We start from the raw sequence: 24,203 nt of genomic DNA, 5'->3' as shown, positions 1-24,203 counted from the left end.
CCGTACTCCTTCAATCGAGGCGCTCGATCGCCTGGTCCGCCGCGGCGGCGGACCAGGGCGCGAGCGGCCCCAGGCGCGGATGCTCGAAGCCGGGTTCGAGCTCCAGCAAGGGCCGCAGCACGAACGCACGCAAGTGCGCGCGCGGATGCGGCACGACCAGCGCGGGCGTGTCGATCGCCTCGTCGCCGTAGAAGAGCAGGTCCAGGTCGAGGGTGCGCGGCGCGTTGCGGTACGGGCGCTCGCGGCCGTGCTCGGCCTCGATGGCGTGCAGCGCAGCCAGCAGTCCGGCCGGCGCCAGAGCGGTGTCCAGCTCGGCCACCGCGTTGTGGAAGTCCGGGCCGGTGGCGTCGACCGGGGCGCTGCGCCACAGCGACGAACGCCGCACGAGGCGCGTGCCGGGCAGCGTGTCCAGCGCGGCGAAGGCGGCGGCCAGGGCCGCGCGTGCGTCGCCCAGGTTGGCGCCGAGGCCGACCCAGGCCTTCATTCGCCGGCGGCGGGCGCCGCCGGCGCGCTGCCGCCGGCCGGGCGACGGCGGCGGCGGCGGCGTTTCTTGGCCGGCGCGGCTTCGGCGTCCGCAGGCGCTGCGTCGTCGTCGGCAGCCTCGGCGGGTGCGGGCGTGGCCGCCGCGGCGGCGGCCACGGTGCTGCCGGCGGGCACGCGGTGCACGCGTTTGGACGCCGGCTTCAGTTCCACCAGCATCGCCTCGCGCTCGTCGTCGTCGCCGAGGTGGAAGTCCTCCCACCACTCGGCCAGCGCCGGCTCGATCTCGCCGACGTCGGCGCGCAGGCGCAGGAAGTCGTAGCCGGCGCGAAAACGAGCCTGGGCGACCAGCGCGCGTGCCGCGGCCGGCGTACGGCGCTCGAAACGCGGCTGCATCAGCCAGATCTCGCGCATGTCGCCACCGAGCTTGCCGCGGCCGGAGATGTCGCCGATGCGCGCGTCGAAGACCGCGTCGACGGCCTGCTGCAGCGCCGGGAACGGCGCCTCGCCGCCGGCCTGGATCGCCGCCCAGCGGTCGAGCACGTCGTGCCAGAGCATCACCGCGAGCATGAAGCTCGGCACGACGGCGCGGCCGTCGTTGACGCGGGCGTCGGTGTCCTCGAGCGCGAAGCGGATGAACTCGTCACGCTTGGGGTGGCGCGCATCGGCGCGGAAGGCGGCGTCGAGCACCGGGAACACACCCTGGTCCAGGCCCTGCTTCTTCAGCTCGGCCAGGCTCTTGAGCGCGTGGCCGGTCTGCAGCAGCTTGACCATCTCGTCGAACATGCGCGAGGGCGGGACGTTGGCCAGCAACGCGGCCATCCTGCGCATCGGCGCGCGCGTCGCCGGCTCGACCTCGAAACCCAGCTTGGCCGCGATGCGCACGACACGCACGATGCGCACCGGGTCCTCGCGGTAGCGCGCCTCGGGGTCGCCAATCATGCGCAGCACGCGGGCGCGCGAGTCCGCCAGGCCGCCGTGGTAGTCGACGACGATCTGCGTCGTCGGGTCGTAATACAGGGCGTTGATCGTGAAGTCGCGGCGCGCCGCGTCCTCGATCTGCGGGCCCCAGACGTTGTCGCGCAGCACGCGGCCGCTGGCGTCGACGACGCGGCGCTGGTCGGCGATCTCGTGGCGCGCGGTCTTCTCGTTGCCGCTTACCGCCTCGGCCGCGGCCGGGTCCATGAAGGCGCGGAAGGTCGAGACCTCGATGACCTCGTGCTCGCGGCCGCGGCCGAAGATCACGTGCACCAGGCGGAAGCGCCGGCCGATGATGAAGGCGCGGCGGAACAGCGCCTTCACCTGCTCGGGCGTGGCGTCGGTGGCGACGTCGAAGTCCTTGGGACGCAGGCCGACGAGCAGGTCGCGCACCGCGCCGCCGACGATGTAGGCCTCGTGGCCGGCGTCCTTGAGCGTGCGCACGACACGCACCGCGTTGTCGTCGAGCAGCCGCGGGTCGATGCGGTGCTCCTCGGCCGGGATCTCGACACGCTGGCCGAGCGGGATGGCCGGCGGCGCCGCAGGCGCCTCGGGCGCGGGCGACTTGCCGAGCAGGCGGTCGATGAATTTCTTGATCATGCGAAAAGGTCCAGGATCGGCCAGCCGCGCTGCAGGGCGACGGCCCGCAGCCCGTCGCCGGGGTTGGTGGCCACCGGGTGGCTGACGAGTTCGAGCAGCGGCAGGTCGTTGGTCGAGTCGCTGTAGAAGGTGCTGCGCTCGAAGTCGCCGAGCGTGCGGCCGGCGTCGGCAAGCCATTGCCGCACCCGCGTGATCTTGCCATCGCGAAACGACGGCACACCCCGGATCGCCCCGGTGGCGCGGCCGCGGCCGTCGCGCTCGAGCTCGGTGGCGATCAGGGTCTCGACGCCGAACAGCGACGCGATCGGCCGCGTAACGAAATCGTTGGTCGCGGTGACGACGGCCACCATGTCACCGGCGTCGAGGTGCCTGCGCACCAGGTCCACCGCCGCCGGGTGCAGCGAAGGGCGCGCGTACTCGTCGACGAAACGCGCCTGGGCGGCGGCGATCTCGGCGGGGTCGCGGTCGCGCCAGGGCGCGGTGCAGAAATGCACGTAGGCCTCGATGTCCAGCCGGCCTTCGAGGTACTGGGCGTAGAACTCGTCGTTGCGGCGCTTGAACTCGCCGCCGTCGGCCCAGCCGATGCGCACGAGGAACTCGCCGAAGGCGTGGTCGGAGTCGGTCGGCAGCAGCGTGCCGTCGAGGTCGAAGAGTGTCAGGTTCACAGCGGGTCGCCTTCTTCGGCCAGCATCGCGCGCACCAGCGGCACGGTGATCGTGCGCGAACGCGACAAGGAGAACTCGTCGAGCCGGTCAAGCAGGGCCATCAGGTGTTTCAGGTCGCGCGGGAAACGCGTCAGCAGGTGATCCATCACCTCGTCGCCGAGGCGGATGCCGCGGCGGTCGCTCTCGCGGCGCAGCGCGGCGCGGGTCTCGGACTCGCCCAGCGGCTGCATCGCGAACACCGGGCCCCAGCCCAGGCGGGTGCGCAGGTCGTCGCGCAGCGGCAGGTCCACCGGCGGCAGGCGGCCGGCGCAGGCCATCTGCACGCCTTCGGTGGCGGCCTCGACGAAGAGCGTGAAGGCCGACTGCTGCCCGGCGGCGTCGAGCTCGTCGCAGCGGTCGATGACCACGAGCGACCAGTCGGCGGCCAGTTCCCACGGGCAGGGGCACGATGGATCGAACCAGCCGACGCGCTGCCCGGCCTGCTGGCAGGCGTGAGCCAGACCGCGCAGCAGATGCGTCTTGCCGCTGCCCGAGGGGCCCCAGAGGTAGACCGGGGCGGTGGGCATCGGCAGGCGGCGCAGATGCTCGAGCGCGCGCAGGTTCGCCTCGCTGCCGGGCAGGAAGCTGTCGAAGGTGGCGAGCGGGTCGAAGCCGATCGCCAGCGGGATCTGCTTCATCCTGGATGTCATGTCAGTGCAGCGTCGGCCGGCGAGGGCCGCTCAGTTGGACGATGCGGGCGCGCAGCGCGGGCGCGTCCTCGGCATCGGGACAATGGATGAGGTAGTCGGACAGGTCGCGTGCGGCGGCCTCCCGGTGGCCGAGTTCGGCATGCACCAGGCCGCGGTCGCGGCGCTCGCTCCAGTCCTCGGGCAGAAGGATCACCAGGCGCTCCAGCACCGCGAGCAGGCGGGCGCGGTCGCCCGCGCCGCGGTGGATCTCCTTCAGGTTGCGCAGCAGGCGCGCCAGCGTCTCGCGCGGGCCGGCAGCCTGCAGGAACAGGCCGAGCGGCATCTCGAAGTCGCCGACCAGGCCGTGGCGCTGGCGATAGGGCCACAGGCGCTCCTCCAGTTCCTCGCGCGACAGCGAACGGCCGCTGAACGGGTCGAGCACGACCTCGCCGCGCGGCAGCGTCAGCTTGACGAGGAAGTGCCCAGGAAAGGACACGCCGGCGGCCGGCAGGCCGAGCTGCGTCGCCAGCTCCACGTACAGCAGCGCCAGCGTGATCGGGATGCCGCGGCGTGTGCGCAGCACCTCGCCCAGCGAGCTGTTGCGCGGGTCGTAGTAATCGTTGACGTTGCCGGCGAAACCGAGCTCGTCGAAGAAATAGCGGTTGAGCATGCGCAGCTTGTGCACCGGCCCGGCGTCGGTTGGCAGCCGCCGGCGCAGGCGCTCGGCCAGCTCGTCGATCTGCGCCAGCACGGCCTGCGCATCGAGTTCCGGATCCAGGTCCTGCGCGACGGCGACGGCGGCCTCGACGACCGAGAGGCTTGCATCCTCCGCCACCAGCGAGGCGAAATACTGCAGCGCCGTCGGCGGCTCGAAAAACAACGGTCCAGCCATCGATCTCCAGTGTAGGTCAGCCACGGCGCACGAACTGGCGCAGCTTCAGCCCGGTGGCCGCGAGCAGCGCGAAGTATCCCGCCGCCACCGACCCCAGCACGACCGCCATCCAACCCGCGCGCCGCCCGTAGTGGGCCTGCAGCCCGATCCAGTCGATCGCCTGCGCGGCCCAGAACAGCGCCGCCGTGAGCGCCGCGCAGGCGACGAGGACACGCAGCGCGAACGCGCCCCAGCCCGGCCGCGGCATGTAGACACCCTTCTTCAACAGGCCGAACAGCAGCAGGCCGGCGTTGAGCAGCGCACCCAGGCCGATCGACAGCGCCAGGCCGGCGTGGCCGACGAGCGGCACGAACAGGGCGTTCATCAGCTGCGTGCACACCAGCACCAGCACCGCGATCTTCACCGGCGTGCGCGTGTCCTGGCGTGCGTAGAAGCCCGGCGCCAGCACCTTGATGGCCACCAGGCCCAGCAGGCCGACGCCGTAGCCCATCAGCGCACGCACGGTCTGCTCGACGTCGCGGGCATCGAAGGCGCCGTAGTGAAAGAGCACCGCCACCAGCGCCTTCGGGAACACGATCAGGGAGATCGCGCAGGGCAGCGCCAGCATCACCACCAGCCGCAGCCCCCAGTCGAGCATGTCCGAATAGGCCTGCGCGTCCTCGCGCCCCTTGGCCGCCGCCAGCTGCGGCAGCAGCACGACGCCGAGCGCGACGCCCAGCAGCGCCGTCGGGAACTCCATCAGCCGGTCGGCGTAGGTCAGCCAGGACACCGCGCCGACACCCACGTGCGAAGCGATCTGGGTGTTGATGACGAGCGAGATCTGCGCCACCGACACGCCCAGCAGCGCCGGCCCCATCAGCGCCAGGATGCGGTGCACCCCGGGATGGCGCCAGGCCGCGCGCAGCCGCGCCGGCGTCAGCCCGATGCGGGGCATCAGCCCCAGGCGACGCAGCGCCGGCACCTGCACCGCGGCCTGCAGCACGCCGCCGAGCGCGACACCGGCGGACAGCGCCAGCACCGGCTCCAGGCCCCAGCCGGCCAGACGCGGCGCCAGCAGCGCCGCCGCCGCGATCACCGACAGGTTCAGCAGCACCGGCGTCATCGCCGGCACCGCGAAGCGTTTCCAGGTGTTCAGGATGCCGGCGGCCAGCGCGACCATCGACATGAAGCCGATGTACGGGAACATCCAGCGCGTCATCAGCACCGCGAGGTCCAGGCGCTCGAGCCCCGAGGCCATGATCCAGACCAGGATCGGCGCGCCGGCGACGCCCAGCACACAGGTCGCCAGCAGCACCCAGACGAGCACCGTGGCCACCGAGTCGATCAGCGCGTGCGTCGCCGCGTCGCCCTCCTTCTCGCGCGTGGCCGCCAGCAGCGGCACGAAGGCCTGCGCGAACGCACCTTCGGCGAACAGGCGGCGGAACAGGTTGGGGATGCGGAATGCGACGTTGAACGCGTCGGTCGCGGCGCTGGCGCCGAAGAAGGCGGCGATCAGCTGGTCGCGCACGAGGCCGGTGACGCGCGAGGCGAGCGTCAGCAGCGAGACGGTGGAAGCGGCCCGGAGAAGATTCACGGGGAACGACGAGTGGGCAAAAGCGCCCGAAGCCGGGTCGGCAGGCATTATAGGCAGGCTCGCCGATCGGACTGGCGGGAGGCCCGAGTGCGTGCTATACTCGACGGTCTTTGCACCACCCGAACCGCCAAAGAACCGCATGGCCACCTCGTCCAAAGCCAAGAAGAAGACCGTCCGCCTCGCCTCGGGCCGCAAGCGCGCCCGTCAGGACGTCAAGCTCAACGCGCACAACACGTCGCTGCGCTCGCGTTTTCGCACCGTCGTGAAGAACGTGCAGAAGGCCGTCGTCGCCGGTGACAAGACCGTCGCCACCGACACCTTCAAGGCCGCGCAGAGCGTCATCGACTCGGTCGCCGACAAGGGCATGTTCCACAAGAACAAGGCTGCCCGCCTGAAGAGCCGCCTGGCCGCCAAGGTCAAGGCGCTGGCGCTCGCCGCCTAAGACGGTTTTCCGGGTGATGAACGAAGGGCCTGCGTCAGCAGGCCCTTTCGTTTTGGCGCCGCGAAAAGCGACGGCCGACCGCCCCTCGCCCCTTCAGCTCGCCGCAGCGTCCGGCTCGCAGTCGACGACCTGCAGTTCGTTGTCGCGCGCGAAGTTCATCACGAAGTCCCAGGCCATCGGCTCGATGTCCTTCAGCGCCTCGCTGACGAAGACGCACTTGACGCCGTCGACGAGACGCGGAACGCAGTACGGCGAATAGCCGATGTGCGCGCCGATCGCGCTGCCGCGCGGACGGAAGCTGCACATCGCGCCTGCCAGTCGTTCGGCCCAATCGCTCGGCCGGAACGTACGGCCTGCGGTCGTGAGCCCCCGGATATACAGCCTGCGCGGCGTCTTCGTTTGGATCTGCGTCATCGGCAACGCAAGATTGTGCCCGCATTCGTGCGCCGACTCTTGCGATCGGCTTACGCCATCGGCGCAGGATTTGGCATCCGGGCCGCGCCTTAGAATCGAACGCCCCGACCGGCGCCCGGCTTCGCGCAACTGCGCCCAAGCTCCGGCGCCGGTCTTCGTTTTTGCTTTCTGGAGCGACAAGGAACTTCGATGACCGCTGCCCCTGCCCCGTCCGCGCCGATGCCGCACGTGATGAACACCTACGGGCGACTGCCCGTCGCGCTGTCGCACGGCCGAGGCTGCCGAGTCTGGGACACCGAGGGCCGCGAGTACCTCGACGCGCTCGCCGGCATCGCCGTCAACACGCTGGGCCACGCCCACCCCCAGCTGGTGCCGGCGCTGCAGGACCAGGTCGGCAAGCTGATCCATTCCTGCAACTACTACCAGGTGCCGCTGCAGGAGCAGCTCGCCGCCCGGCTGTGCGAGATCTCCGGTCTGAACAGCGTCTTCTTCTGCAACTCGGGCCTCGAAGCCAACGAAGCGGCGCTGAAGATCGCGCGCAAGTTCGGCCACGACAAGGGCATCGACCGCCCCGAGATCATCGTCTACGAACGCGCCTTCCACGGCCGCTCGATCGCGACGCTGTCGGCCACCGGCAACCCCAAGGTTCAGGCCGGCTTCGGCCCGCTGGTCGAGGGCTTCGTGCGCGTGCCGCTGAACGACCTCGGCGCGGTCGAGGAAGCGGCGCGCACCAACCCGAACGTCGTCGCCGTGTTCCTCGAGGTCATCCAGGGTGAAGGCGGCATCAACCAGGCGCGCAGCGAGTACCTGCAGGGCCTGCGCCGGATCTGCGACGAACGCGACTGGCTGCTGATGCTCGACGAGGTGCAGTGCGGCGTCGGCCGCACCGGCAAGTGGTTCGCGCACCAGTGGGCCGGCATCCGCCCCGACGTGATGCCGCTGGCCAAGGGCCTGGGCTCGGGCGTGCCGATCGGCGCCGTCGTCGCCGGCCCGCGTGCGGCGACCGTGCTCGGCCCGGGCAACCACGGCACCACCTTCGGCGGCAACCCGCTGGCGATGCGCGCCGGCGTCGAGACGCTGCGCATCATGGAAGAGGACGGCCTGCTGGCGAACGCCCACGCGATGGGCGAGCTGCTGCGCGCCGAGCTCCAGCGCGCGCTCGCGGGCACCGCCGGCGTCGTCGAGTTCCGCGGCCAGGGCCTGATGCTGGGCATCGAGCTCGACCGCCCGTGCGGCGTGCTGATCGGCCGTGCGGCGGAGGCCGGGCTGCTGATCAGCGTCACCGCCGACCGCGTGATCCGGCTGCTGCCGCCGCTGATCGTGTCCGCCGACGAGGTGCACGAGATCGTCGCGCGCCTCGTCCCGCTGGTCCAGACCTTCCTGTGCGAAGCATGAAACCGGGTTACTCGCTGATGAAGCACTACCTCCAGTTCAAGGACCTGCGTGCCGAGGAGTACGCCTACCTGTTCGAGCGCACGCGCATCATCAAGACGCGCTTCAAGAACTACGAGAAGTACCAGCCGCTGGTCGACCGCACGCTGGCGATGATCTTCGAGAAGGCGAGCACGCGCACCCGCGTCAGCTTCGAGGCCGGCATGTACCAGATGGGCGGCTCGGTGGTGCACCTGACCACGGGCGACAGCCAGCTCGGCCGCGCCGAGCCGATCGAGGACAGCGCGCGTGTCATCAGCCGCATGGTCGACATCGTGATGATCCGCACCTTCGAGCAGGCCAAGATCGAGCGCTTCGCCGCCCACTCGCGCGTGCCGGTCATCAACGGCCTGACCAACGAGTTCCACCCGTGCCAGATCCTGGCCGACATCTTCACCTACATCGAGCACCGCGGCTCGATCGCCGGCAAGGTGGTGGCCTGGGTCGGTGACGGCAACAACATGGCCAACACCTGGCTGCAGGCGGCCGAGATCCTGGGCTTCACGGTGCATGTCAGCACGCCCAGCGGCTACGGCGTCGACCCGCAGCTCGCCGGCATCCGCGACAGCGGCTGCTACAAGGTCTTCACCGACCCGCGCGAAGCCTGCCGCGGCGCCCATCTCGTCACGACCGACGTCTGGACGAGCATGGGCTACGAAGCCGAGAACGAGGCGCGCCGCAGCGCCTTCGCCGACTGGTGTGTCGACGCCGGCATGATGGCCGCGGCCCAGCCCGACGCGCTGTTCATGCACTGCCTGCCGGCGCACCGCGGCGAGGAAGTGGCCGCCGACGTCATCGACGGCCCGCAGTCGGTCGTGTGGGACGAAGCCGAAAATCGAATGCACGTGCAAAAGGCACTCATGGAGTACCTTTTGCTCGGACGGATCGGCTGAAGGCCGAGACGGCGGCCCACAGGGCCGGCATTCGATTTCAGCGCAGGCTCACATCGCTCCAGCGATGTGAAGGGGCTTGAGCCCCGTGCCGAAGCTCAAATCGAATGCACGTGCAAAAGGCACTCATGGAGTACCTTTTGCTAGGACGGATCGGCGCGTAAGGGACGCGCCGCACGCGACAAGGGCCGGCATTGCCGGCCCTTCTTCGTTCAGCCGCCGCGGATCGAGTCGCGGCCGTGGTCGCGCGCCTTGCCCAGCGTCGAGTCGAGCACGCGCACCAGCTTGTCGAGCGCGCCGCTGAAGGCGTCGGCGACGCGGCCGGCGTCGTGGCTGGCAGCCACCGGCGGGCGCCCGGCCGGGCGCGCCTCGAGCGTGCAGCGCTTGTCGGAGTCGCTGCTGCGTGCGGCGTTGGTGTCGGCGAGGTGGACCTCGATGCGCGTGACGCTGTCGCCGAAACGGTCGAGCTTGGCCGCGATCTCGCGCTCGATCCAGGCGGCCAGCGCCTCGTCGTTCTGGATGTGGTTGTCGGTGTTGACCTGGACCTGCATGGTCTATCTCCTCGGGAATGGGCGCGCCCGCCGCAAGCCGGCAGCACGCGCAGGGGCGCACGCGGCTTCAGCCGCGCACGAACATCGTGACCAGCGGCTCGTCGCCGAGCTGGCGGCTGCAGTGGCCATGCAGCGCGGCGTCGAACGTGGCGCCTTCGGGCAGCACGTCGGCCGAATAAAACAGTTCGCCCGGGCCGAAGACCCGCGACCTGCCGTCCTGCAGGCCGATCTCCATGCGCCCGCGCAGCACCACCAGCCACTGCGGCACGGTCGTGCAGTGGAAGCTGCTGGCAAAGCCCACCGGGCTCTCGCGCAGCTGCATCCCGGCGGCCGGCAGCAGCGTCGACAGGCGGACCGCCGGCGTGCCTTCGGCCAGCTCGACGGGCTCGTCGCGGAAACGCGCGCGGCCCTCGGCATCGGTGTAGAGAACGGTCTTCGTGAAGATGGCCATGGCCCATTGTCGCCTTGGCCACCGCCACAATCGGCTGCACCCCAGTCGCACAGGAGGTTTCCCATGGACCGCATCGCGCTCGTCACCGGCGCCGGCAGCGGCATCGGCCAGGCCTGCGCCGGCGCGCTGCTGGCCGAGGGCTGGCAGGTCGTCTACGCCGGCCGCCGCCTCGACCGCCTGCAAGCGGCGATCGCCGCCACCGGCGAACACGCCGCACGCGCCAGCGCCGTGGCCTGCGACGTCGCCGACGAAGCCTCGGTCGCGGCGCTGTTCGACACCGTGCGCCGCCGCCACGGCCGGCTCGACCTGCTGTTCAACAACGCCGGCGCCTTCCCGCCTTCGGCGACACCCGACGAACTCGGCGCCGCCGCCTGGCGCCAGGCGGTCGACGTCAACCTGAACGGTGCCTTCTTCTGCCTGGCCGCGGCTTTCGCGCTGATGCGCGCGCAGCAGCCGATGGGCGGACGCATCATCAACAACGGCTCGATCTCGGCGCACGCGCCGCGGCCGGGCTCGATCGCCTACACCGCGACCAAACACGCGATCACGGGCCTGACGCGTGCCGCGGCGCTGGACGGCCGCGCCTTCGACATCGCCGTCGGCCAGATCGACATCGGCAACGTCGAGACCGACATGACCGAGCGCATGGCGCGCGGCGTGGTGCAGGCCGACGGCAGCCTGCGCGCCGAGCCGCGCATGGCGATGGACGGCGTCGTCCAGACCTTTCTCGCGATGGCCAGGCTGCCGCTGTCGGCCAACGTGCTGTTCACCACCGTGATGGCGACGAAGATGCCCTTCGTCGGCCGCGGCTGACGGCAAAAGGCTGAAACCGCGCCGTAACCCGGTCCGCTGGCGAGCCGCTACAGTGGCCGGCATCACCGCCTCACAGGGTGCGTGGACCGGCGGCTACACCACCGGCGGCGCGCCCCAGCTCTACCGATGAAACTGCTCCGCCACGGCCCCAAGGGCCACGAACGCCCCGCCGTCCTGGACGCCCAGGGACGCCCGCGCGACCTGTCCTCCGTCCTCGTCGACATCACGCCGGCGGCGCTGACGCCGGCTTCGCTGCAGCGCCTGCGCGGCCTGGACCTCGCGTCGCTGCCCGAAGTCGAACCCGCGCGCCTCGCCGTGCCCTGGGCCGGCATGGGCAAGTTCGTCTGCATCGGCCTGAACTACGCCGACCATGCCGCCGAAGCGGGCATGCCGATCCCGGCCGAGCCGGTGGTCTTCATGAAGCCGACCAGCGCCGCCGTCGGCGCCGAGCACCCCGTCGTGCTGCCGATCGACGCCACCAAGGGCGACTGGGAAGTCGAGCTCGGCGTCGTCATCGGCAGCACCGCACGCTGCGTGTCCGAAGCCGAGGCGCTGGCGCACGTCGCCGGCTACTGCGTCGTCAACGACGTCTCCGAACGCGCGTTCCAGCTCGAGCGCGGCGGCACCTGGGACAAGGGCAAGGGCTGCGACACCTTCGGCCCGGTCGGCCCCTGGCTCGTGACCGCCGACGAGATCGCCGACCCGCAGGCGCTGGACCTCTGGCTGGAACTGAACGGCCAGCGCGTGCAGGCCGGCAACACGCGCACCATGGTCTTCGGCGTCGCGCAGCTGATCGCCTACCTGAGCCGCATCATGACGCTCTACCCCGGCGACCTGATCAGCACCGGCACGCCGCCGGGTGTCGGCATGGGCATGAAGCCGCCGCGTTTCCTGCAGCCGGGCGACACCATGCGCCTGGGCGTCGCCGGCCTGGGCGAGCAGCGGCAGACCGTGCACGCCTGGGACCCGGAACTGGTCGACGCCTGACCCTCGGCCGCGGGTGCCGCCCGCGGCCTTTCCCGGTTGCGCAAGAGCCGCGCCGCGGGGGATGATCGTCTGTCCTCGCGCGTGGCCGGCCAGCCACCTGTCAGCCGCCGCGGGCACGATCCCCTCCGCCCGATGAAGTACGCGATCCTGACCGACCTGCACGCCAACCGCGAAGCGGTGGAAGCGGTGCTCGACCACGCGGCGGGCCAGCAGATCGACCGCTACGCGCTGCTCGGCGACTTCGTCGGCTACGGCGCCGACCCGGCCTGGGTCGTCGACCGCGTGCGCGAGCTGGTACGCGCCGGCGCGATCGCCGTGATGGGCAACCACGACCTCGCCGTCGTGCAGGGCCCGTCGCCTTCGATGCGCCCCGACCCGCGCTACGTCGTCGAATGGACACGCCAGCAGCTCGAGGTCGCCCAGATCGATTTCCTCGCCGCGCTGGCGCTGGAGCACCGCGAAGGCGAGCTGCTGTTCGTGCACGCCAACGGCTGGGCGCCGGCCGAATGGGGCTACATCCAGGGACGCAGCGAGGCCGTGCGCAGCATGGCCGCCACCGCCGCGCGCATCACCTTCTGCGGCCACATGCACGAGCCCCAGCTCTACCACCTGTCGGCCGTCGGCAAGGCAGGCGACTTCACGCCGACCGCGGGCACCGCGATCCCGTTGCTGCCGCCGCGCCAGTGGCTGGTCATCCCCGGTTCCGCGGGCCAGCCGCGCGACGGCGACCCTGCCGCCTGCTACGCCACCTTCGACGACGCCACGGCCGAGCTGACCTACTGGCGCGTGCCTTACGACACCGAGGCCGCCGGCGCGAAGATCCGCGCCGCCCAGCTGCCGCAGCGTCTTGCCGACCGGCTTGCCGATGGGCAATAGGCTGCCGCGCACCGCCGCGTCGTCGCTCGCGGCCGGGCAGGTCATCGACGGCTTTCGCCTCGAGGAACGCCTGCACCAGGGCGGCATGGCCAACCTCTGGCGCGTCGTGCGTGTCGACGCCAACGGCGAGCTGCAGCCCGAGACCCTGCCGCTGATCATGAAGGTGCCGCGCATCAAGGGCGGCGAGGACCCGGCGTCCATCGTCGGCTTCGAGGTCGAGCAGATGATCCTGCCCGCGCTGGCCGGAGCGCACGTGCCGAAGTACGTCGCGCGCGGCGACTTCACGCATGCGGCCTACCTGGTGATGGAGCGCATCGAGGGGCCCTCGCTGCGGGCGCGGCTCGACGAGGCGCCGCTGGCGGTCGACGAGGTCATCGAGATCGGCTCGCGCGTGGCCACCGCGCTGCACGAGCTGCACCGCCAGCACCTGGTGCACCTGGACGTCAAGCCGAGCAACATCCTGCAGCGCCCCGACGGCACCGCGGTGCTGGTCGACTTCGGCCTGTCGCGCCACGACCGCCTGCCCGACCTGCTCGAGGAGGAGTTCGCGCTGCCGATGGGCACCGCGCCCTACATGTCGCCCGAGCAGGTGCAGTTCGTGCGCAACGACCCGCGCAGCGACCTGTTCGCGCTCGGCGTGATGCTTTATCACTTCACCACCGGGCAACGGCCTTTCGGCTCGCCGGAGAGCGTGCGCGGGCTGCGCAAGCGGCTCTACATCGACCCGGTGCCGCCGCGCGCGCTGCGCCCCGACTGCCCGCCGTGGCTGCAGGAGGTGATCCTGAAGTGCCTGGAAGTGCGCCCCGAGCGCCGTTACCAGAGCGCCGCGCAGCTCGCGCTGGACCTGCAGAACCCCGGCCAGGTGGCGCTGACCGCACGCGCCGCACGCGACCGCCAGAGCGGCGCGGTCAAGGTCTTCAAACGCTGGTTCTTCGCCCTCGGCGCCGAGTCCAAACCGACCGCGAGGGTCAGCGCCGCCAGCCAGGTGGCACGAAGCCCGATCGTCGTCGCCGCGGTCGACATCGACCACGCGACGCCCGAGCTGCTGGAGAAGATGCAGGAGTCGGTGCGCCGCATCCTCGTCACCGAACCCGGCGCGCGTCTGGCCTGCGTCGGCGTGATGCGCGTCGCGCGCATCGGCCTGGACGACCTCGTCGACGCCGACGGCCAGAGCCGGCATGTCAAGCAGCTCGTCGGCCTCAAGCACTGGGCGCGGCCGCTGACGCGCCAGCTCGAGCTCGACGACGGCCGCCTGACCTTCCACGTGCTCGAGGCGCCCGACGCCGCTGCGGCGCTGCTGGACTTCGCCGCGCGCAACCAGGTCGACCACATCGTGATGGGCGCACGCGGCGCCGGCGCGCTGCGGCGCTACCTGGGCAGCGTCAGCTCGCAGGTCGTCGCACGCGCGGACTGCACCGTGACGGTGGTGCGCGCTTGAACCCCTGCCTGGCCTGCGGCGCCTGCTGCGCGAGCTGGCGTGTCGACTTCGACCGCGACGAATGGGGCGGTGCCGGCGGCATGGTGCCCGAGACGCTGGCCGAGCCGATCACCTCGCGCCTGTGCCGCATGCGCGGCACCGACCGCACGCCGCCGCGCTGCGCGGCGCTGGTCGGCAGCGTCGGCGTCCAGGCCTCCTGCGCGATCCACGAATGGCGGCCCTCGCCCTGCCGCGAGTTCGGCGCCCGCGCCAACCTCGGCATCGCCGACGACGCCTGCGACGCCGCCCGCCGCCGCCACGGGCTGGCGCCGCTGTCGCTCTGAAACCGATGCCCGAACCCCGGATCTGGGACATTTCGCCGCCGGTGCACCCCGGCACCCCCGTCTTCCCCGGCGACGCGCCCTACCAGGCGCAGTGGGCGGCGCGCATCGGCCCCGGCTGCCCGGTCAACCTGCAGACGGTGACGCTGTCGCCGCACGTCGGCGCGCACGCCGACGCGCCGCTGCACTACGACGACGCCGGCACGCCGGTCGGGCGGCTGGACCTGGCGCCCTACCTCGGCCGCTGCCGCGTGATCCACGCCATCGGCGCCGCACCGTGCGTGCGCTGGGCGCAGCTCGCGCACGCGCTCGACGGCCTGCCCCCGCGTGTGCTGCTGCGCACCTATGCGCACGCGCCCGACACCTGGGACCCGGCGCTCGCCGGCATCGAGCCCGAGGCGCTGGAGCGCCTGGCCGATCTCGGCGTGCGCCTGGTCGGCATCGACAGCGCCAGCGTCGACCCGGCCGACAGCAAGACGCTGGACGCGCACCAGGTGCTGCGCCGGCGCGGCCTGCGTGTGCTGGAGAACCTCGTGCTCGACGCCGTGCCCGAAGGCGACTACGAGCTGATCGCCCTGCCGCTGAAATGGGTCGCCGCCGACGCCTCGCCGGTGCGCGCCATCCTCCGAGAACTGCCATGACCCGAGACGACGCCCTGGCGCTGGACGCGCACGACCCGCTGGCCCCGCTGCGCGAGCTGTTCGCGCTGCCGCCCGGCACGATCTACCTCGACGGCAACTCGCTGGGCGTGCTGCCGAAGGCGACGCCGGCGCGCGTCGCCGAGGTCGTCACCGGCGAATGGGGCCGCGGGCTGATCGGCAGCTGGAACCAGGCCGGCTGGATCACGCTGGCGCAGCGTGTGGGCGACAAGATCGCGCGCCTCGTGGGCGCCGCGCCGGGCGAGCTGGTGGCGGCCGACTCGACCTCGGTCAACCTCTACAAGGTGCTGGCCGCCGCGCTGGCCATCGTGCGTGCCGACGCGCCGCAGCGCACGCGCATCGTCAGCGAGCGCAGCAACTTCCCGACCGACCTCTACATCGCCGAGTCGCTGGCCGCCGAACGCGGCTTCGAGCTGCTGCTGGTCGACACGCCCGAGGCCATCCCGGCGGCGCTGGACGATCGCTGCGCCGTGCTGATGCTCACGCACGTGAACTACCGCACCGGCCGGCTGCACGACATGGCGGCGCTGACCCGCGCCGCGCACGCCGCCGGCGCGCTGGCCGTCTGGGACCTGGCGCACAGCGCCGGCGCCGTGCCGGTGGACCTGAACGCCGGCGAAGCGGACTTCGTGGACTGGAGGACGTCGAAGTCTCCCGACTTCGCCGTGGGCTGCGGCTACAAGTTCCTCAACGGCGGCCCCGGCGCGCCGGCCTTCGTCTGGGCGCACCGCCGCCACGCCGGGCGCTTCGCCCAGCCGCTGTCGGGCTGGATGGGCCATGCGGCGCCGTTCGAGTTCACGCCCGGCTACCGCCCGGCGCCGGGCATCGCACGCTACCTCTGCGGCACGCCGGCCATCCTGGCGCTGGCGGCGCTGGAGTGCGGCGTCGACACCGTGCTCGCCGCCGAGCCCTTCGGCGGCATGGCGGCGCTGCGCGCCAAGTCGCTGGCGCTGACGCGGCTCTTCGCCGACGAGGTGAGCGCACGCTGTCCGCAGCTGGCGCGGGTCTCGCCCGAGGCCGACGCCGAACGCGGCAGCCAGGTCTGCCTGGCGCCGCGTGACGAGCCGGCGCTGGCCTACGCGACCGTGCAGGCGCTGATCGCACGCGGCGTCGTCGGCGACTTCCGCGCCCCCGACATCCTGCGTTTCGGCTTCACGCCGCTGTACCTGCGCCACGTCGACGCCTACGACGCCGCCGTGCACCTGGCCGAGGTGCTGGAGCGCGGCGAATGGCGCCGGCCCGAGTTCAATCGCCGACAAGCGGTGACATGACACGAAACCGGCTCTTGCTCAGGGTTTTCCCTAGGTAAATCGCCGAATAAGAGCCTCAAGGCCCCCGCTTTTCGGCCGATACGCCGTCCATGGGACCGTTATCGCAGATCGACAGGAGCACGCCGACGTCGCATGACGCCGCCGCGGCCACCCGTTCGGTGGCGGCGGTCTCGGCGGTCGACACGGGCTCCGAAGCGGTGCGCGTGCGGCTGCGCTCGCGCCAGGAAACGCGCGAAACCGGCGACGCGACGATCGATCAGGCGCTGGCCAGCAGCCAGTCCTCGCCGCGCACCGTCACCTACAGCTTCAACGAGGTGCCGGCGGCGTCGGCGAGCGTCGAACTGCAGCAGTCGCGCAGCAGCTCCGACCGCCAGCGCGTGCGCGAGGCCTTGAACTATTACGCCACGGTCGCCCAGGTCCAGTTCGTCGAAGTGGGCGCCGGCGGCGACCTGCAGTACGCGGTCACCGCGGCACCGTCGCCCGCCGAGGTGCAGAAGGCACGCGGCAGCGCCGAGACCCAGACCGAGGACCAGGCCCAGGACGAGCGCCGCGAGAACGAGACCGCCGCCGCACAGCAGCAGGCCACGGCCGAAGCGGCGACCAAGGTCCAGCTGTCGCAGCAGACCGACGACCTGCTCGGCCTGAACCTGCCCGACCCCGACGGCCAGGGCGGCACGCCGACCCTCGGCTGACCCTTGCGGGGGGCCGTCCGCCCAGGGGACGGCCAGGGGCAGGAGGCGGCTCCTAGAATGCCGCGATCCCTCCTGGAGCATTTCCCATGGACACCCGCACCTCCCCGGTCCGCCTGCGGATCGAACGGACGCGTGACGCGCTCGCCGCCGCCGGCGCCCACGCGCTGCTCGTCCCGTCGGCCGACCCGCATCTTTCCGAATACCTGCCCGAACGCTGGCAGGGCCGCCAATGGCTCTCAGGCTTCACCGGCTCGATGGGCACGCTGGTCGTCACCGTGGAGCGCGCCGCGCTCTTCGCCGACAGCCGCTACTGGGAGCAGGCCGCAGCCGAGCTGCAGGGCAGCGGCATCGACCTGGAGCGCATCCCCACCGGCAACGCCTCGGCCCACGTCGACTGGCTGGCCGCGCAGCTGCCCGAAGGCGCCACGGTCGTCGTCGACGGCCAGGTGCTGGGCCTGGCCGCGGCCAAGGCACTGCGCGCCGCGCTCGAACCCAAGGGCGTGACGCTGCGCACCGATGTCGACCTGCTCGAGCAGGTCTGGCCCGAGCGCCCGGCGCTGCCGGCCGCGCCGGTGGGCGAGCATCCGCTGCCCTACGCCTGCGTGCCGCGCAGCGCCAAGCTGGCGACGCTGCGCGAGGCGATGGCGGCCGCCGGCGCGACCCGGCACTTCGTCTCCACCGTCGACGACATCGCCTGGATCACCAACCTGCGCGGCCAGGACGTGCCCTACAACCCGGTGTTCCTCGCGCACCTGCTGGTGTCGGCCGACATGGCGACGCTGTTCATCGGCGACGGCAAGATCTCCGCCGACCTGGCCGAGCGCCTGGCCGCCGACGGCTTCACGCTGGCGCCCTACGCCAGCGCCGGCGACGCGCTGGCCGCGCTCGCCGAGACCGAGACCCTGCTCGTGGACCCCAAGCGCGTGACGCTGGGCCTGCGCGAGCGCGCGCGCTGCGCGGTCGTCGAGAAGCTCAACCCGAGCACGCTGGCCAAGAGCCGCAAGACCGCCGAGGAGGCCCAGTTCACGCGCGAGGCGATGGCCGAGGACGGCGCCGCGATGTGCGAGTTCTACGCCTGGTTCGAAGGTGCACTGGGCGACGAGCGCATCACCGAGCTGACGATCGACGAGAAGCTGGCCGCCGCGCGTTCGCGCCGCCCGGGCTCGATGGGCCCGAGCTTCGGCACGATCGCCGGCTTCGGCCCCAACGGCGCGATGCCGCACTACCACGCCACCGAGGAGGCGCACGCCGTCGTCGAGGTCAGGCCCGGCGAAGGCACGCTGCTGCTGATCGACAGTGGCGGCCAGTACTTCGGCGGCACGACCGACATCACGCGCGTCTGGCCGATCGGCACGCTGACGCCGGCGATGAAACGCGACTACACGCTGGTGCTCAAGGGCACGATCGCGCTGTCGCGCGTGCGCTTCCCGCGCGGCACGCCGGGCCCGATGCTCGACGCGCTGGCACGCGCGCCGCTGTGGGCCGAGGGCATCGAGTACGGCCACGGCACCGGCCACGGCGTCGGCTACTGCCTGGCGGTGCATGAAGGCCCGCAGACCATCAGCAAGGCCGTCGTCGAGCCGCAGATGGCCATCGAGCCGGGCATGATCACCTCGATCGAACCCGGCATCTACCGCCCCGGTCAGTGGGGCGTGCGCATCGAGAACCTGGTGCTCGCGGTGCCGGTGGAGACCGCCGAAGCCGGCGCCTTCGGCGAGTTCCTCGAGTTCGAGACGCTGACGCTGTGCCCGATCGACACGCGCTGCATCGAGCGCAGCCTGCTGCGCGCCGACGAGGTCGACTGGCTCAACCGCTACCACGCGACGGTGCGCGAGCGCCTGGCGCCCAAGCTCTCGGGTGCCGCGCTGGCCTGGCTGAAGGCACGCACCGAGGCGATCTGATCGCCCGCCCCGCTGCCTGATCCGACGGCGCCGAAATGGCGCCGTCTTGACGTGCGACGAAAGGTCTTGCCGCCACGCGGCAGACCTCGCGGCTAGCATGGGCTCGTGACCATCCCCCACGGCAGCGCGGCGCCCGCCGCGTGGCTGGCCGGCGCCACCGGGCTCGTCGGCCGCGAGATCGACCGGCTCTGGGCCGGCCCCGGGCCGCTGGTCCGCCTGACGCGGCGGCCGCTGCCGGCGCGTGCCGGGCGTGTCGACGTTCGGGTTCCCGACTTCCTGGCCGCCGCCGCCTTCGCCGCGTTGCCACCGGCCGAGACCGCGTTCTGCGCCCTGGGCACGACCCGCGCCGCCGCCGGCTCCGCCACCGCCTTCCGTGCCGTCGACCTCGACGCCGTGCTCGCCTTCGGCCGCGCCGCGCGTGCCGCCGGCGTGCGCCGCTTCGCGCTCGTGTCGGCGCTGGGCGCCGATGCCGCCTCGTCCAACCTGTACCTGCGCACCAAGGGCGAGGCCGAGGCCGCGCTCGAGGCGCTGGGCTTCGAGACGCTGGTCGTCGCCCGCCCGTCGCTGCTGCTCGGCGAGCGCGACGGCCTGGGCCAGCTGCCGCGCCCCGGCGAAGCGCTGGCGCAGCGCCTGTCGCGGCCGCTGGCCGGGTTGATCCCGGCACGCTGGCGCCCGGTGGCGGCGGCCGACGTCGCCGCCGCGCTGCTGCGCGCCATGGCAGCCCCCTCGCCCGGCCTGCAGCGGCTCGAATCGGCCGCGCTGCAGCCGGCCCGCACCGTTTCCCGCTGAAGAGAGAAAGAGAGAGAGATGGACCTGCACTTCCTCGGCGCCGCCGACAGCGTGACCGGCTCGCGCCACCGCGTGGACCTCGGCGGCCAGCGCCTGCTGCTCGACTGCGGCCTGTTCCAGGGCTTCAAGGTGCTGCGCGAGCGCAACTGGCAGACGCCGCCTGCGGCCCTGCTCGACGCCGAGGCCGTGGTGCTGAGCCACGCCCACATGGACCACAGCGGCTACCTGCCGGCGCTGGTCAAACACGGCTGGAAGGGCCGCATCTACGCCTCGCCCGCGACCTGCGCGCTGGCCGAGGTGCTGCTGCTCGACAGCGCCAAGCTGCAGGAGGAGGACGCGCGGCGCGCCAACAAGTTCGGCTACTCGCGCCACGAGAAGGCGCTGCCGCTGTACACGCGTGCCGATGCCGCACGCGCCATCGATCGCCTGACGCCGGTGGACACCGGCTCGGCCTTCAGGATCGGCAGCGTCGCGGTGACGCTGACGCCGGTCGGCCACCTGCTCGGCGCCTGCGCGGTGACGCTGGACTGCCGCGACGAGCGCCTGGTCTTCTCCGGCGACGTCGGCCGCAGCGTCGACCTGCTGATGCCGCCGCCGCAGCCCCTGCCCGAAGCCGACGTGCTGCTCGTCGAGTCGACCTACGGCAACCGCGCCCACGAGCAGGAGGACGTCGCCGCGCGGCTGGGCGAGGTCGTGCGCGAGACGGTGCGTCGCGGCGGCTCGGTGCTGATGCCGACCTTCGCCGTCGGCCGCGCCCAGGCGCTGATGGTCGTGCTGCACCGCCTCAAGCGCGCCGGCCAGATCCCCCAGGACCTGCCGATCTTCCTCGACAGCCCGATGGCGGTGCAGGCCACCGAGCTGTACCGGCGCTTCGCCAAGGTGCTGCGCGTGAAACCCGCCGAACTGAAGGCCGCCTGCGAAGGCGTGCGCATGGTCGAGACGCCGCAGCAGTCGATGCGCCTGTCCTCGCACCGCTTCCCCTGCGTCATCCTGTCGGCCAGCGGAATGGCCACCGGCGGGCGCGTGCTGCACCACCTGAAGGCGATGGCGCCGTCGCCGCAGCACCACGTCGTCTTCCCCGGCTTCCAGGTCGGCGGCAGCCGCGGCGCGCGGCTCGTGGCCGGCGCCACCGAGGTCAAGATCCACGGCGAGTACGTGCCGGTGCGCTGCGAGGTCAGCCACCTCGAAGGTTTCTCCGGCCACGCCGACAGCGACGAGCTGATGGACTGGCTGCGCACGACGCCCAAGGCGCCGCGCCAGACCTTCGTCGTGCACGGCGAACCCGACGCCGCCGACGCGCTGCGCGTGCGCATCCGCGACGAGCTGGGCTGGGCGGCGCGTGTGCCGCAGCACGGCGAGCAGGTCAGCGTCTGAGGCGCGGGCGGTGTTCGACCCCTCGTCCACCCCGGCCGCGCTGGGCCTGGTCTCGGCGCTCGGCGGCGGGCTGCTGATCGGCCTGGAGCGCGAGCGCCGCAAAGGCAGCGGCCCCGACCGCGAGCCCGCCGGCATCCGCAGCTTCACGCTGGCCAGCCTGGCCGGCGCCTTCGCCCAGGTGATCGGCGAGCCGCTGGTCGTGGCCTGCGGCGCGCTGGCGGTGCTGGCGCTGGCCGCGGTCGCCTACTGGCGCAGCCAGGTCGTGCAGCGCAGCCCCGACCCGGGCATGACGACCGAGCTGGCGCTGTTCGTCACCTACCTCGTCGGCGTGGTGTCGATGCAGCTGCCGCTGGTGGGCGGCGGCGCGGCCGTGGTCATCGCCGTGCTGCTGGCGGCGCAGGCGCGGCTGCACCGCTTCGCGACGCGCGTGCTGACCGAAGCCGAGCTGCACGACGCGCTGCTGCTGGCGGCGCTGGTGCTGGTCGTGCTGCCGCTGCTGCCGGCGACGCCGGTGGCCTGGCTGGGCGGGCTGCAGCCCCGCACGCTGGGCCTGCTGGCGACGCTGATCCTGGTGCTGCAGGCCGCCGGCCACGTCGCGCTGCGTTTCTTCGGCGCCGCCGCCGGCATGGCGCTGTCGGGGCTGCTGTCGGGCTTCGTCTCCAGCACCGCGACGATCGCCTCGATGGGCACGCGCGTGCGCGCCGAGCCGGCGCTGGCGCGCGCCTGCGAAGCCGGTTCGGTGCTGTCGACCTCGGCGACCTGGGTGCTGGGGCTGATCATCCTGACCGCGACCTCGCCGCCGCTGGCGGCGCTGGTGGCGGCCCCGGCGCTGGTGGCCACCGCGGTGGCCGCCGGCACCGGGCTGTGGCGCGCCCGCGGCGCCCAGGGCACGGCGCCCGAGTCGTCCAAGGCCGGGCCGCTGCGCCCGCGCGAGGCGCTGCTGGTGGCGGTGCTGCTGACCGCCGCGTCGCTCGGCGTCGGCTGGGCGCAGCGCCAGTTCGGCGACGCCGGCGTGCTGGCCGGCGCGGCGCTGACGGCAGTGGCCGACGCCCACGCCGCCTGCGCCGCGCTGGGCGCGCTGGCCGGCGAAGGCCGGCTGGAACTGCAGGCCGCGGCCTACGGCGTGCTGGTGGCGATCTCGACGAACGGGGTGACACGCTCGATCACGGCCTTCGTCGCCGGCGGCACGCGCTTCGGCAGCGTCGTCGCCGCGTCGCTGGCCGCCTCGACCGGCGCCGCCTGGGCGACCTGGTGGGCCGTCGGCCGCCTGGCCGCCGGCTGAGCGGGTTCAGACGAAGACGCCCTCGCGCATCCACTTCGTCGCCACCCACTTCTCGCCGTCGAGCACCGGCGCGCCGCCGTGCAGCGTGCGCGTGGAGGCCAGCGGGCGCTCGTAGCTGAAGAAGACGGCGTTGCCCTTGACCGGCAGGACCTCCAGGCCGACCTCGGGGAAGGTCGTCGCGCCGCCGCCGGCGGGGGTGTTCAGGTACATCACGACGGTGCCCACACGCTGGCCGCCGCGGCGCAGGATGCTGGCCGTGCCCGGATGCGCCGGGTCGAAGAAGTCGTGGTGCGGCTTGTACTGCGCGCCGGGGCGGTAGTGCAGCACCTGCAGGCCTTCGCCGCGCTCCACCGGCCAGCGCACGAGTTCGGCGATGCGGCGCTCGATGCGCTCGATCAACGGTGTCTCGCCGCGCTCGAAGAACATGCCGTCGCTGGTGCGCGCAGCGTTGACCTCGCTGCCGCCGGTCGAGTTTTCCACCGTCTCCGAGCGCGCCAGCCGCGGCCGCGCCAGCGCGACGAGCTCGTCGCACTCCTGGGACGACAGCAGGCCGCCGAGCACGACGACCCGCGGCAGCGACATCACGGCCAGCACCTGCACCTCGCGGTCGCCGGCCCGCAGCACGTTGGGCGCGCCGTCGAGCATCGGGTCGGGCACGGCCGCAGCGACGACCGGCGCCGCCGCTTGCCCGGCCAGCACGGCCTCCAGCGCGGCCAGCGCGACGTGCTCGGCCCAGCCGCTGCGAATCATCGACGCGAGCAGGTCCTCGGACCGGCAACCGGCCTCGGCCTGGGACAGGATCCAGCGACGCAGCTCGACGGTGACGTTCTGGTGACTCATGTCGCGATTTTGACGGCGAGCCGGTGGCCGCGTCAGCCGTCGCCCCACCAGAGGCCTGCCTAGAATTCCGGCGACGATGAAGACGACGCGCCGCCCCACCCTCGCCCCGGCGCTGCGCGCCGCCGTGCTGGCGCTGGCCGCCGCGCTCGCCGGCTGCGGCGGCGGCGGCGGCGGCGGCGCAAGCGGCGACGACGCCTGGTCCCCGGCCATCGGCGACAGCTGGACCATCCAGCTCACCGGCACGCTGGACACCACGGTGGACGCCAAGGTCTACGACGTCGACCTGTTCGACACGCCAGCGGCGACGATCGCCAGCCTGCAGGCCGCCGGGCGGGTCGTCGTCTGCTATTTCTCCGCCGGCAGCTCGGAGGACTGGCGCGAGGACCACGGCCGCTTCCAGGCCGCCGACATGGGCAAGGCGCTGGACGGCTGGGCCGGCGAGAACTGGCTGGACACGCGCTCGGACAACGTGCGCACGATCATGGCCGATCGCATCGCGCTGGCCGCCGAGAAAGGCTGCGACGCCGTCGACCCGGACAACGTCGACGGCTGGAGCAACGACACCGGCTTCGCGCTGAGCGCCGCGACGCAGCTGGACTACAACCGCTTCCTCGCCGCCCAGGCCCATGCCGCCGGCCTGAAAGTCGGGCTGAAGAACGACGTCGGCCAGCTCGACGAGCTGGTGGCGCACTTCGACTTCGCGGTCAACGAGCAGTGCCACGTCTACGACGAGTGCGCCGGCTACGCCGTGTTCACCGCCGCCGGCAAGCCGGTGTTCAACATCGAATACGACGCGGCCTACGTGAACAACACCGGCGGCGCGCGTGAGCGGCTCTGCGCCGCGGCGCGGGCCGCGGATCTGCGCACGCTGGTGATGGCCGAGCTGCTGGACGGTTCGCTGCGCCTGTCCTGCGACTGAGGCGCGG

26 protein-coding genes are annotated in these 24,203 nt (G+C 72.4%); 16 read left to right on the top strand and 10 right to left on the bottom strand.

Annotated features, from left to right (window positions below; all coding sequences use genetic code 11):
• Nucleotides 1-10 precede the first annotated feature (10 nt).
• From folK to murJ, 6 genes are read right to left on the bottom strand one after another with little or no spacing between them, the layout of a single operon-like run.
• A complete protein-coding gene (folK, locus tag EV684_RS12225) occupies nt 11-484 on the bottom strand; it encodes a 2-amino-4-hydroxy-6-hydroxymethyldihydropteridine diphosphokinase (RefSeq protein ID WP_132647565.1) in 474 nt (157 codons plus the stop codon).
• The gene (pcnB, locus tag EV684_RS12220) at nt 481-2,058 is read right to left on the bottom strand and encodes a polynucleotide adenylyltransferase PcnB (RefSeq protein WP_132647564.1); all 1,578 of its coding nucleotides are present in this window, start codon (nt 2,056-2,058) and stop codon (nt 481-483) included. Before pcnB ends, folK begins: the two co-directional genes overlap by 4 nt.
• Nucleotides 2,055-2,723: a histidinol-phosphatase gene (locus EV684_RS12215; protein WP_132647563.1), complete on the bottom strand. Its 669-nt coding sequence runs from the start codon at nt 2,721-2,723 to the stop codon at nt 2,055-2,057. The genes pcnB and EV684_RS12215 overlap by 4 nt, the downstream gene beginning before the upstream one ends.
• Entirely contained in the window at nt 2,720-3,400 is a 681-nt protein-coding gene (locus EV684_RS12210; protein ID WP_132647562.1) for an HdaA/DnaA family protein, read from the bottom strand. The genes EV684_RS12215 and EV684_RS12210 overlap by 4 nt, the downstream gene beginning before the upstream one ends.
• Before the next feature lie 13 nt (nt 3,401-3,413).
• Entirely contained in the window at nt 3,414-4,283 is an 870-nt protein-coding gene (locus EV684_RS12205) for a SirB1 family protein (protein WP_132647561.1), read from the bottom strand.
• Between the two features lie 16 nt (nt 4,284-4,299).
• The gene (gene murJ, locus EV684_RS12200) at nt 4,300-5,856 is read right to left on the bottom strand and encodes a murein biosynthesis integral membrane protein MurJ (protein WP_132647560.1); all 1,557 of its coding nucleotides are present in this window, start codon (nt 5,854-5,856) and stop codon (nt 4,300-4,302) included.
• Between the two features lie 139 nt (nt 5,857-5,995).
• On the opposite strand from murJ, the gene rpsT reads away from it, so the two are divergent.
• On the top strand, nt 5,996-6,298 hold the full coding sequence (rpsT, locus tag EV684_RS12195) for a 30S ribosomal protein S20 (protein WP_132647559.1): 303 nt from the start codon (nt 5,996-5,998) through the stop codon (nt 6,296-6,298).
• 93 nt (nt 6,299-6,391) lie between these two features.
• On the opposite strand, the gene EV684_RS12190 is transcribed toward rpsT, so the two are convergent.
• Nucleotides 6,392-6,712, bottom strand: coding sequence for a DUF3579 domain-containing protein (locus EV684_RS12190; protein ID WP_132647727.1), 321 nt, complete (start codon nt 6,710-6,712; stop codon nt 6,392-6,394).
• 189 nt (nt 6,713-6,901) lie between these two features.
• Between EV684_RS12190 and EV684_RS12185 the strand changes: the two genes are divergently transcribed.
• Together EV684_RS12185 and argF are read left to right on the top strand one after the other, a co-directional pair.
• The gene (locus EV684_RS12185; RefSeq protein WP_132647558.1) at nt 6,902-8,107 is read left to right on the top strand and encodes an aspartate aminotransferase family protein; all 1,206 of its coding nucleotides are present in this window, start codon (nt 6,902-6,904) and stop codon (nt 8,105-8,107) included.
• A complete protein-coding gene (gene argF / locus EV684_RS12180) occupies nt 8,104-9,036 on the top strand; it encodes an ornithine carbamoyltransferase (RefSeq protein WP_132647557.1) in 933 nt (310 codons plus the stop codon). The genes EV684_RS12185 and argF overlap by 4 nt, the downstream gene beginning before the upstream one ends.
• 209 nt (nt 9,037-9,245) lie before the next feature.
• Here the strand turns inward: argF and EV684_RS12175 are convergent, their stop codons facing one another.
• Nucleotides 9,246-9,584 carry an HPF/RaiA family ribosome-associated protein gene (locus EV684_RS12175; protein WP_132647556.1) on the bottom strand — a complete coding sequence of 113 codons (339 nt, stop codon included), beginning with the start codon at nt 9,582-9,584 and terminating at the stop codon, nt 9,246-9,248.
• A 67-nt stretch (nt 9,585-9,651) separates the two neighbouring features.
• A complete protein-coding gene (locus EV684_RS12170) occupies nt 9,652-10,035 on the bottom strand; it encodes a cupin domain-containing protein (RefSeq protein ID WP_132647555.1) in 384 nt (127 codons plus the stop codon).
• A gap of 63 nt (nt 10,036-10,098) precedes the next feature.
• Here EV684_RS12170 and EV684_RS12165 point away from each other — a divergent pair, with 63 nt between their 5' ends.
• From EV684_RS12165 to EV684_RS12110, 12 genes are all read left to right on the top strand, one after another.
• A complete protein-coding gene (locus EV684_RS12165; protein ID WP_132647554.1) occupies nt 10,099-10,848 on the top strand; it encodes an SDR family oxidoreductase in 750 nt (249 codons plus the stop codon).
• A 126-nt stretch (nt 10,849-10,974) separates the two neighbouring features.
• Entirely contained in the window at nt 10,975-11,835 is an 861-nt protein-coding gene (locus EV684_RS12160; RefSeq protein ID WP_132647553.1) for a fumarylacetoacetate hydrolase family protein, read from the top strand.
• Between the two features lie 132 nt (nt 11,836-11,967).
• Nucleotides 11,968-12,711: a metallophosphoesterase family protein gene (locus EV684_RS12155; protein ID WP_132647552.1), complete on the top strand. Its 744-nt coding sequence runs from the start codon at nt 11,968-11,970 to the stop codon at nt 12,709-12,711.
• Nucleotides 12,701-14,149 carry a serine/threonine protein kinase gene (locus tag EV684_RS12150; RefSeq protein WP_132647551.1) on the top strand — a complete coding sequence of 483 codons (1,449 nt, stop codon included), beginning with the start codon at nt 12,701-12,703 and terminating at the stop codon, nt 14,147-14,149. Before EV684_RS12155 ends, EV684_RS12150 begins: the two co-directional genes overlap by 11 nt.
• Nucleotides 14,146-14,472 carry a YkgJ family cysteine cluster protein gene (locus tag EV684_RS12145; RefSeq protein WP_132647550.1) on the top strand — a complete coding sequence of 109 codons (327 nt, stop codon included), beginning with the start codon at nt 14,146-14,148 and terminating at the stop codon, nt 14,470-14,472. Before EV684_RS12150 ends, EV684_RS12145 begins: the two co-directional genes overlap by 4 nt.
• A 5-nt stretch (nt 14,473-14,477) precedes the next feature.
• Nucleotides 14,478-15,110 (top strand): arylformamidase, encoded by a 633-nt coding sequence (gene kynB / locus EV684_RS12140; protein WP_132647549.1) that lies wholly within the window; start codon nt 14,478-14,480, stop codon nt 15,108-15,110.
• A complete protein-coding gene (gene kynU, locus EV684_RS12135) occupies nt 15,107-16,399 on the top strand; it encodes a kynureninase (RefSeq protein ID WP_132647548.1) in 1,293 nt (430 codons plus the stop codon). The genes kynB and kynU overlap by 4 nt, the downstream gene beginning before the upstream one ends.
• An 89-nt stretch (nt 16,400-16,488) precedes the next feature.
• On the top strand, nt 16,489-17,091 hold the full coding sequence (locus EV684_RS12130) for a hypothetical protein (RefSeq protein ID WP_132647547.1): 603 nt from the start codon (nt 16,489-16,491) through the stop codon (nt 17,089-17,091).
• 86 nt (nt 17,092-17,177) lie between these two features.
• A complete protein-coding gene (locus tag EV684_RS12125; RefSeq protein ID WP_132647546.1) occupies nt 17,178-18,992 on the top strand; it encodes an aminopeptidase P family protein in 1,815 nt (604 codons plus the stop codon).
• 105 nt (nt 18,993-19,097) lie between these two features.
• Nucleotides 19,098-19,781 (top strand): NAD(P)H-binding protein, encoded by a 684-nt coding sequence (locus EV684_RS12120; protein WP_132647545.1) that lies wholly within the window; start codon nt 19,098-19,100, stop codon nt 19,779-19,781.
• 18 nt (nt 19,782-19,799) lie between these two features.
• Nucleotides 19,800-21,155: an MBL fold metallo-hydrolase RNA specificity domain-containing protein gene (locus EV684_RS12115; RefSeq protein WP_132647544.1), complete on the top strand. Its 1,356-nt coding sequence runs from the start codon at nt 19,800-19,802 to the stop codon at nt 21,153-21,155.
• 10 nt (nt 21,156-21,165) lie between these two features.
• Entirely contained in the window at nt 21,166-22,437 is a 1,272-nt protein-coding gene (locus tag EV684_RS12110; RefSeq protein ID WP_132647543.1) for an MgtC/SapB family protein, read from the top strand.
• 6 nt (nt 22,438-22,443) lie between these two features.
• Here the strand turns inward: EV684_RS12110 and EV684_RS12105 are convergent, their stop codons facing one another.
• On the bottom strand, nt 22,444-23,277 hold the full coding sequence (locus EV684_RS12105; protein WP_132647542.1) for a 2OG-Fe(II) oxygenase: 834 nt from the start codon (nt 23,275-23,277) through the stop codon (nt 22,444-22,446).
• A 76-nt stretch (nt 23,278-23,353) separates the two neighbouring features.
• Between EV684_RS12105 and EV684_RS12100 the strand changes: the two genes are divergently transcribed.
• A complete protein-coding gene (locus EV684_RS12100) occupies nt 23,354-24,196 on the top strand; it encodes an endo alpha-1,4 polygalactosaminidase (RefSeq protein ID WP_132647541.1) in 843 nt (280 codons plus the stop codon).
• Nucleotides 24,197-24,203: the final 7 nt, after the last annotated feature.

This window comes from Rubrivivax gelatinosus, from assembly GCF_004340905.1.
GTDB lineage: Bacteria > Pseudomonadota > Gammaproteobacteria > Burkholderiales > Burkholderiaceae_C > Rubrivivax > Rubrivivax gelatinosus.
The sequence above is the reverse complement of the archived record's forward strand: the minus strand, read 5'-3'. Positions and strand labels throughout refer to the sequence as shown.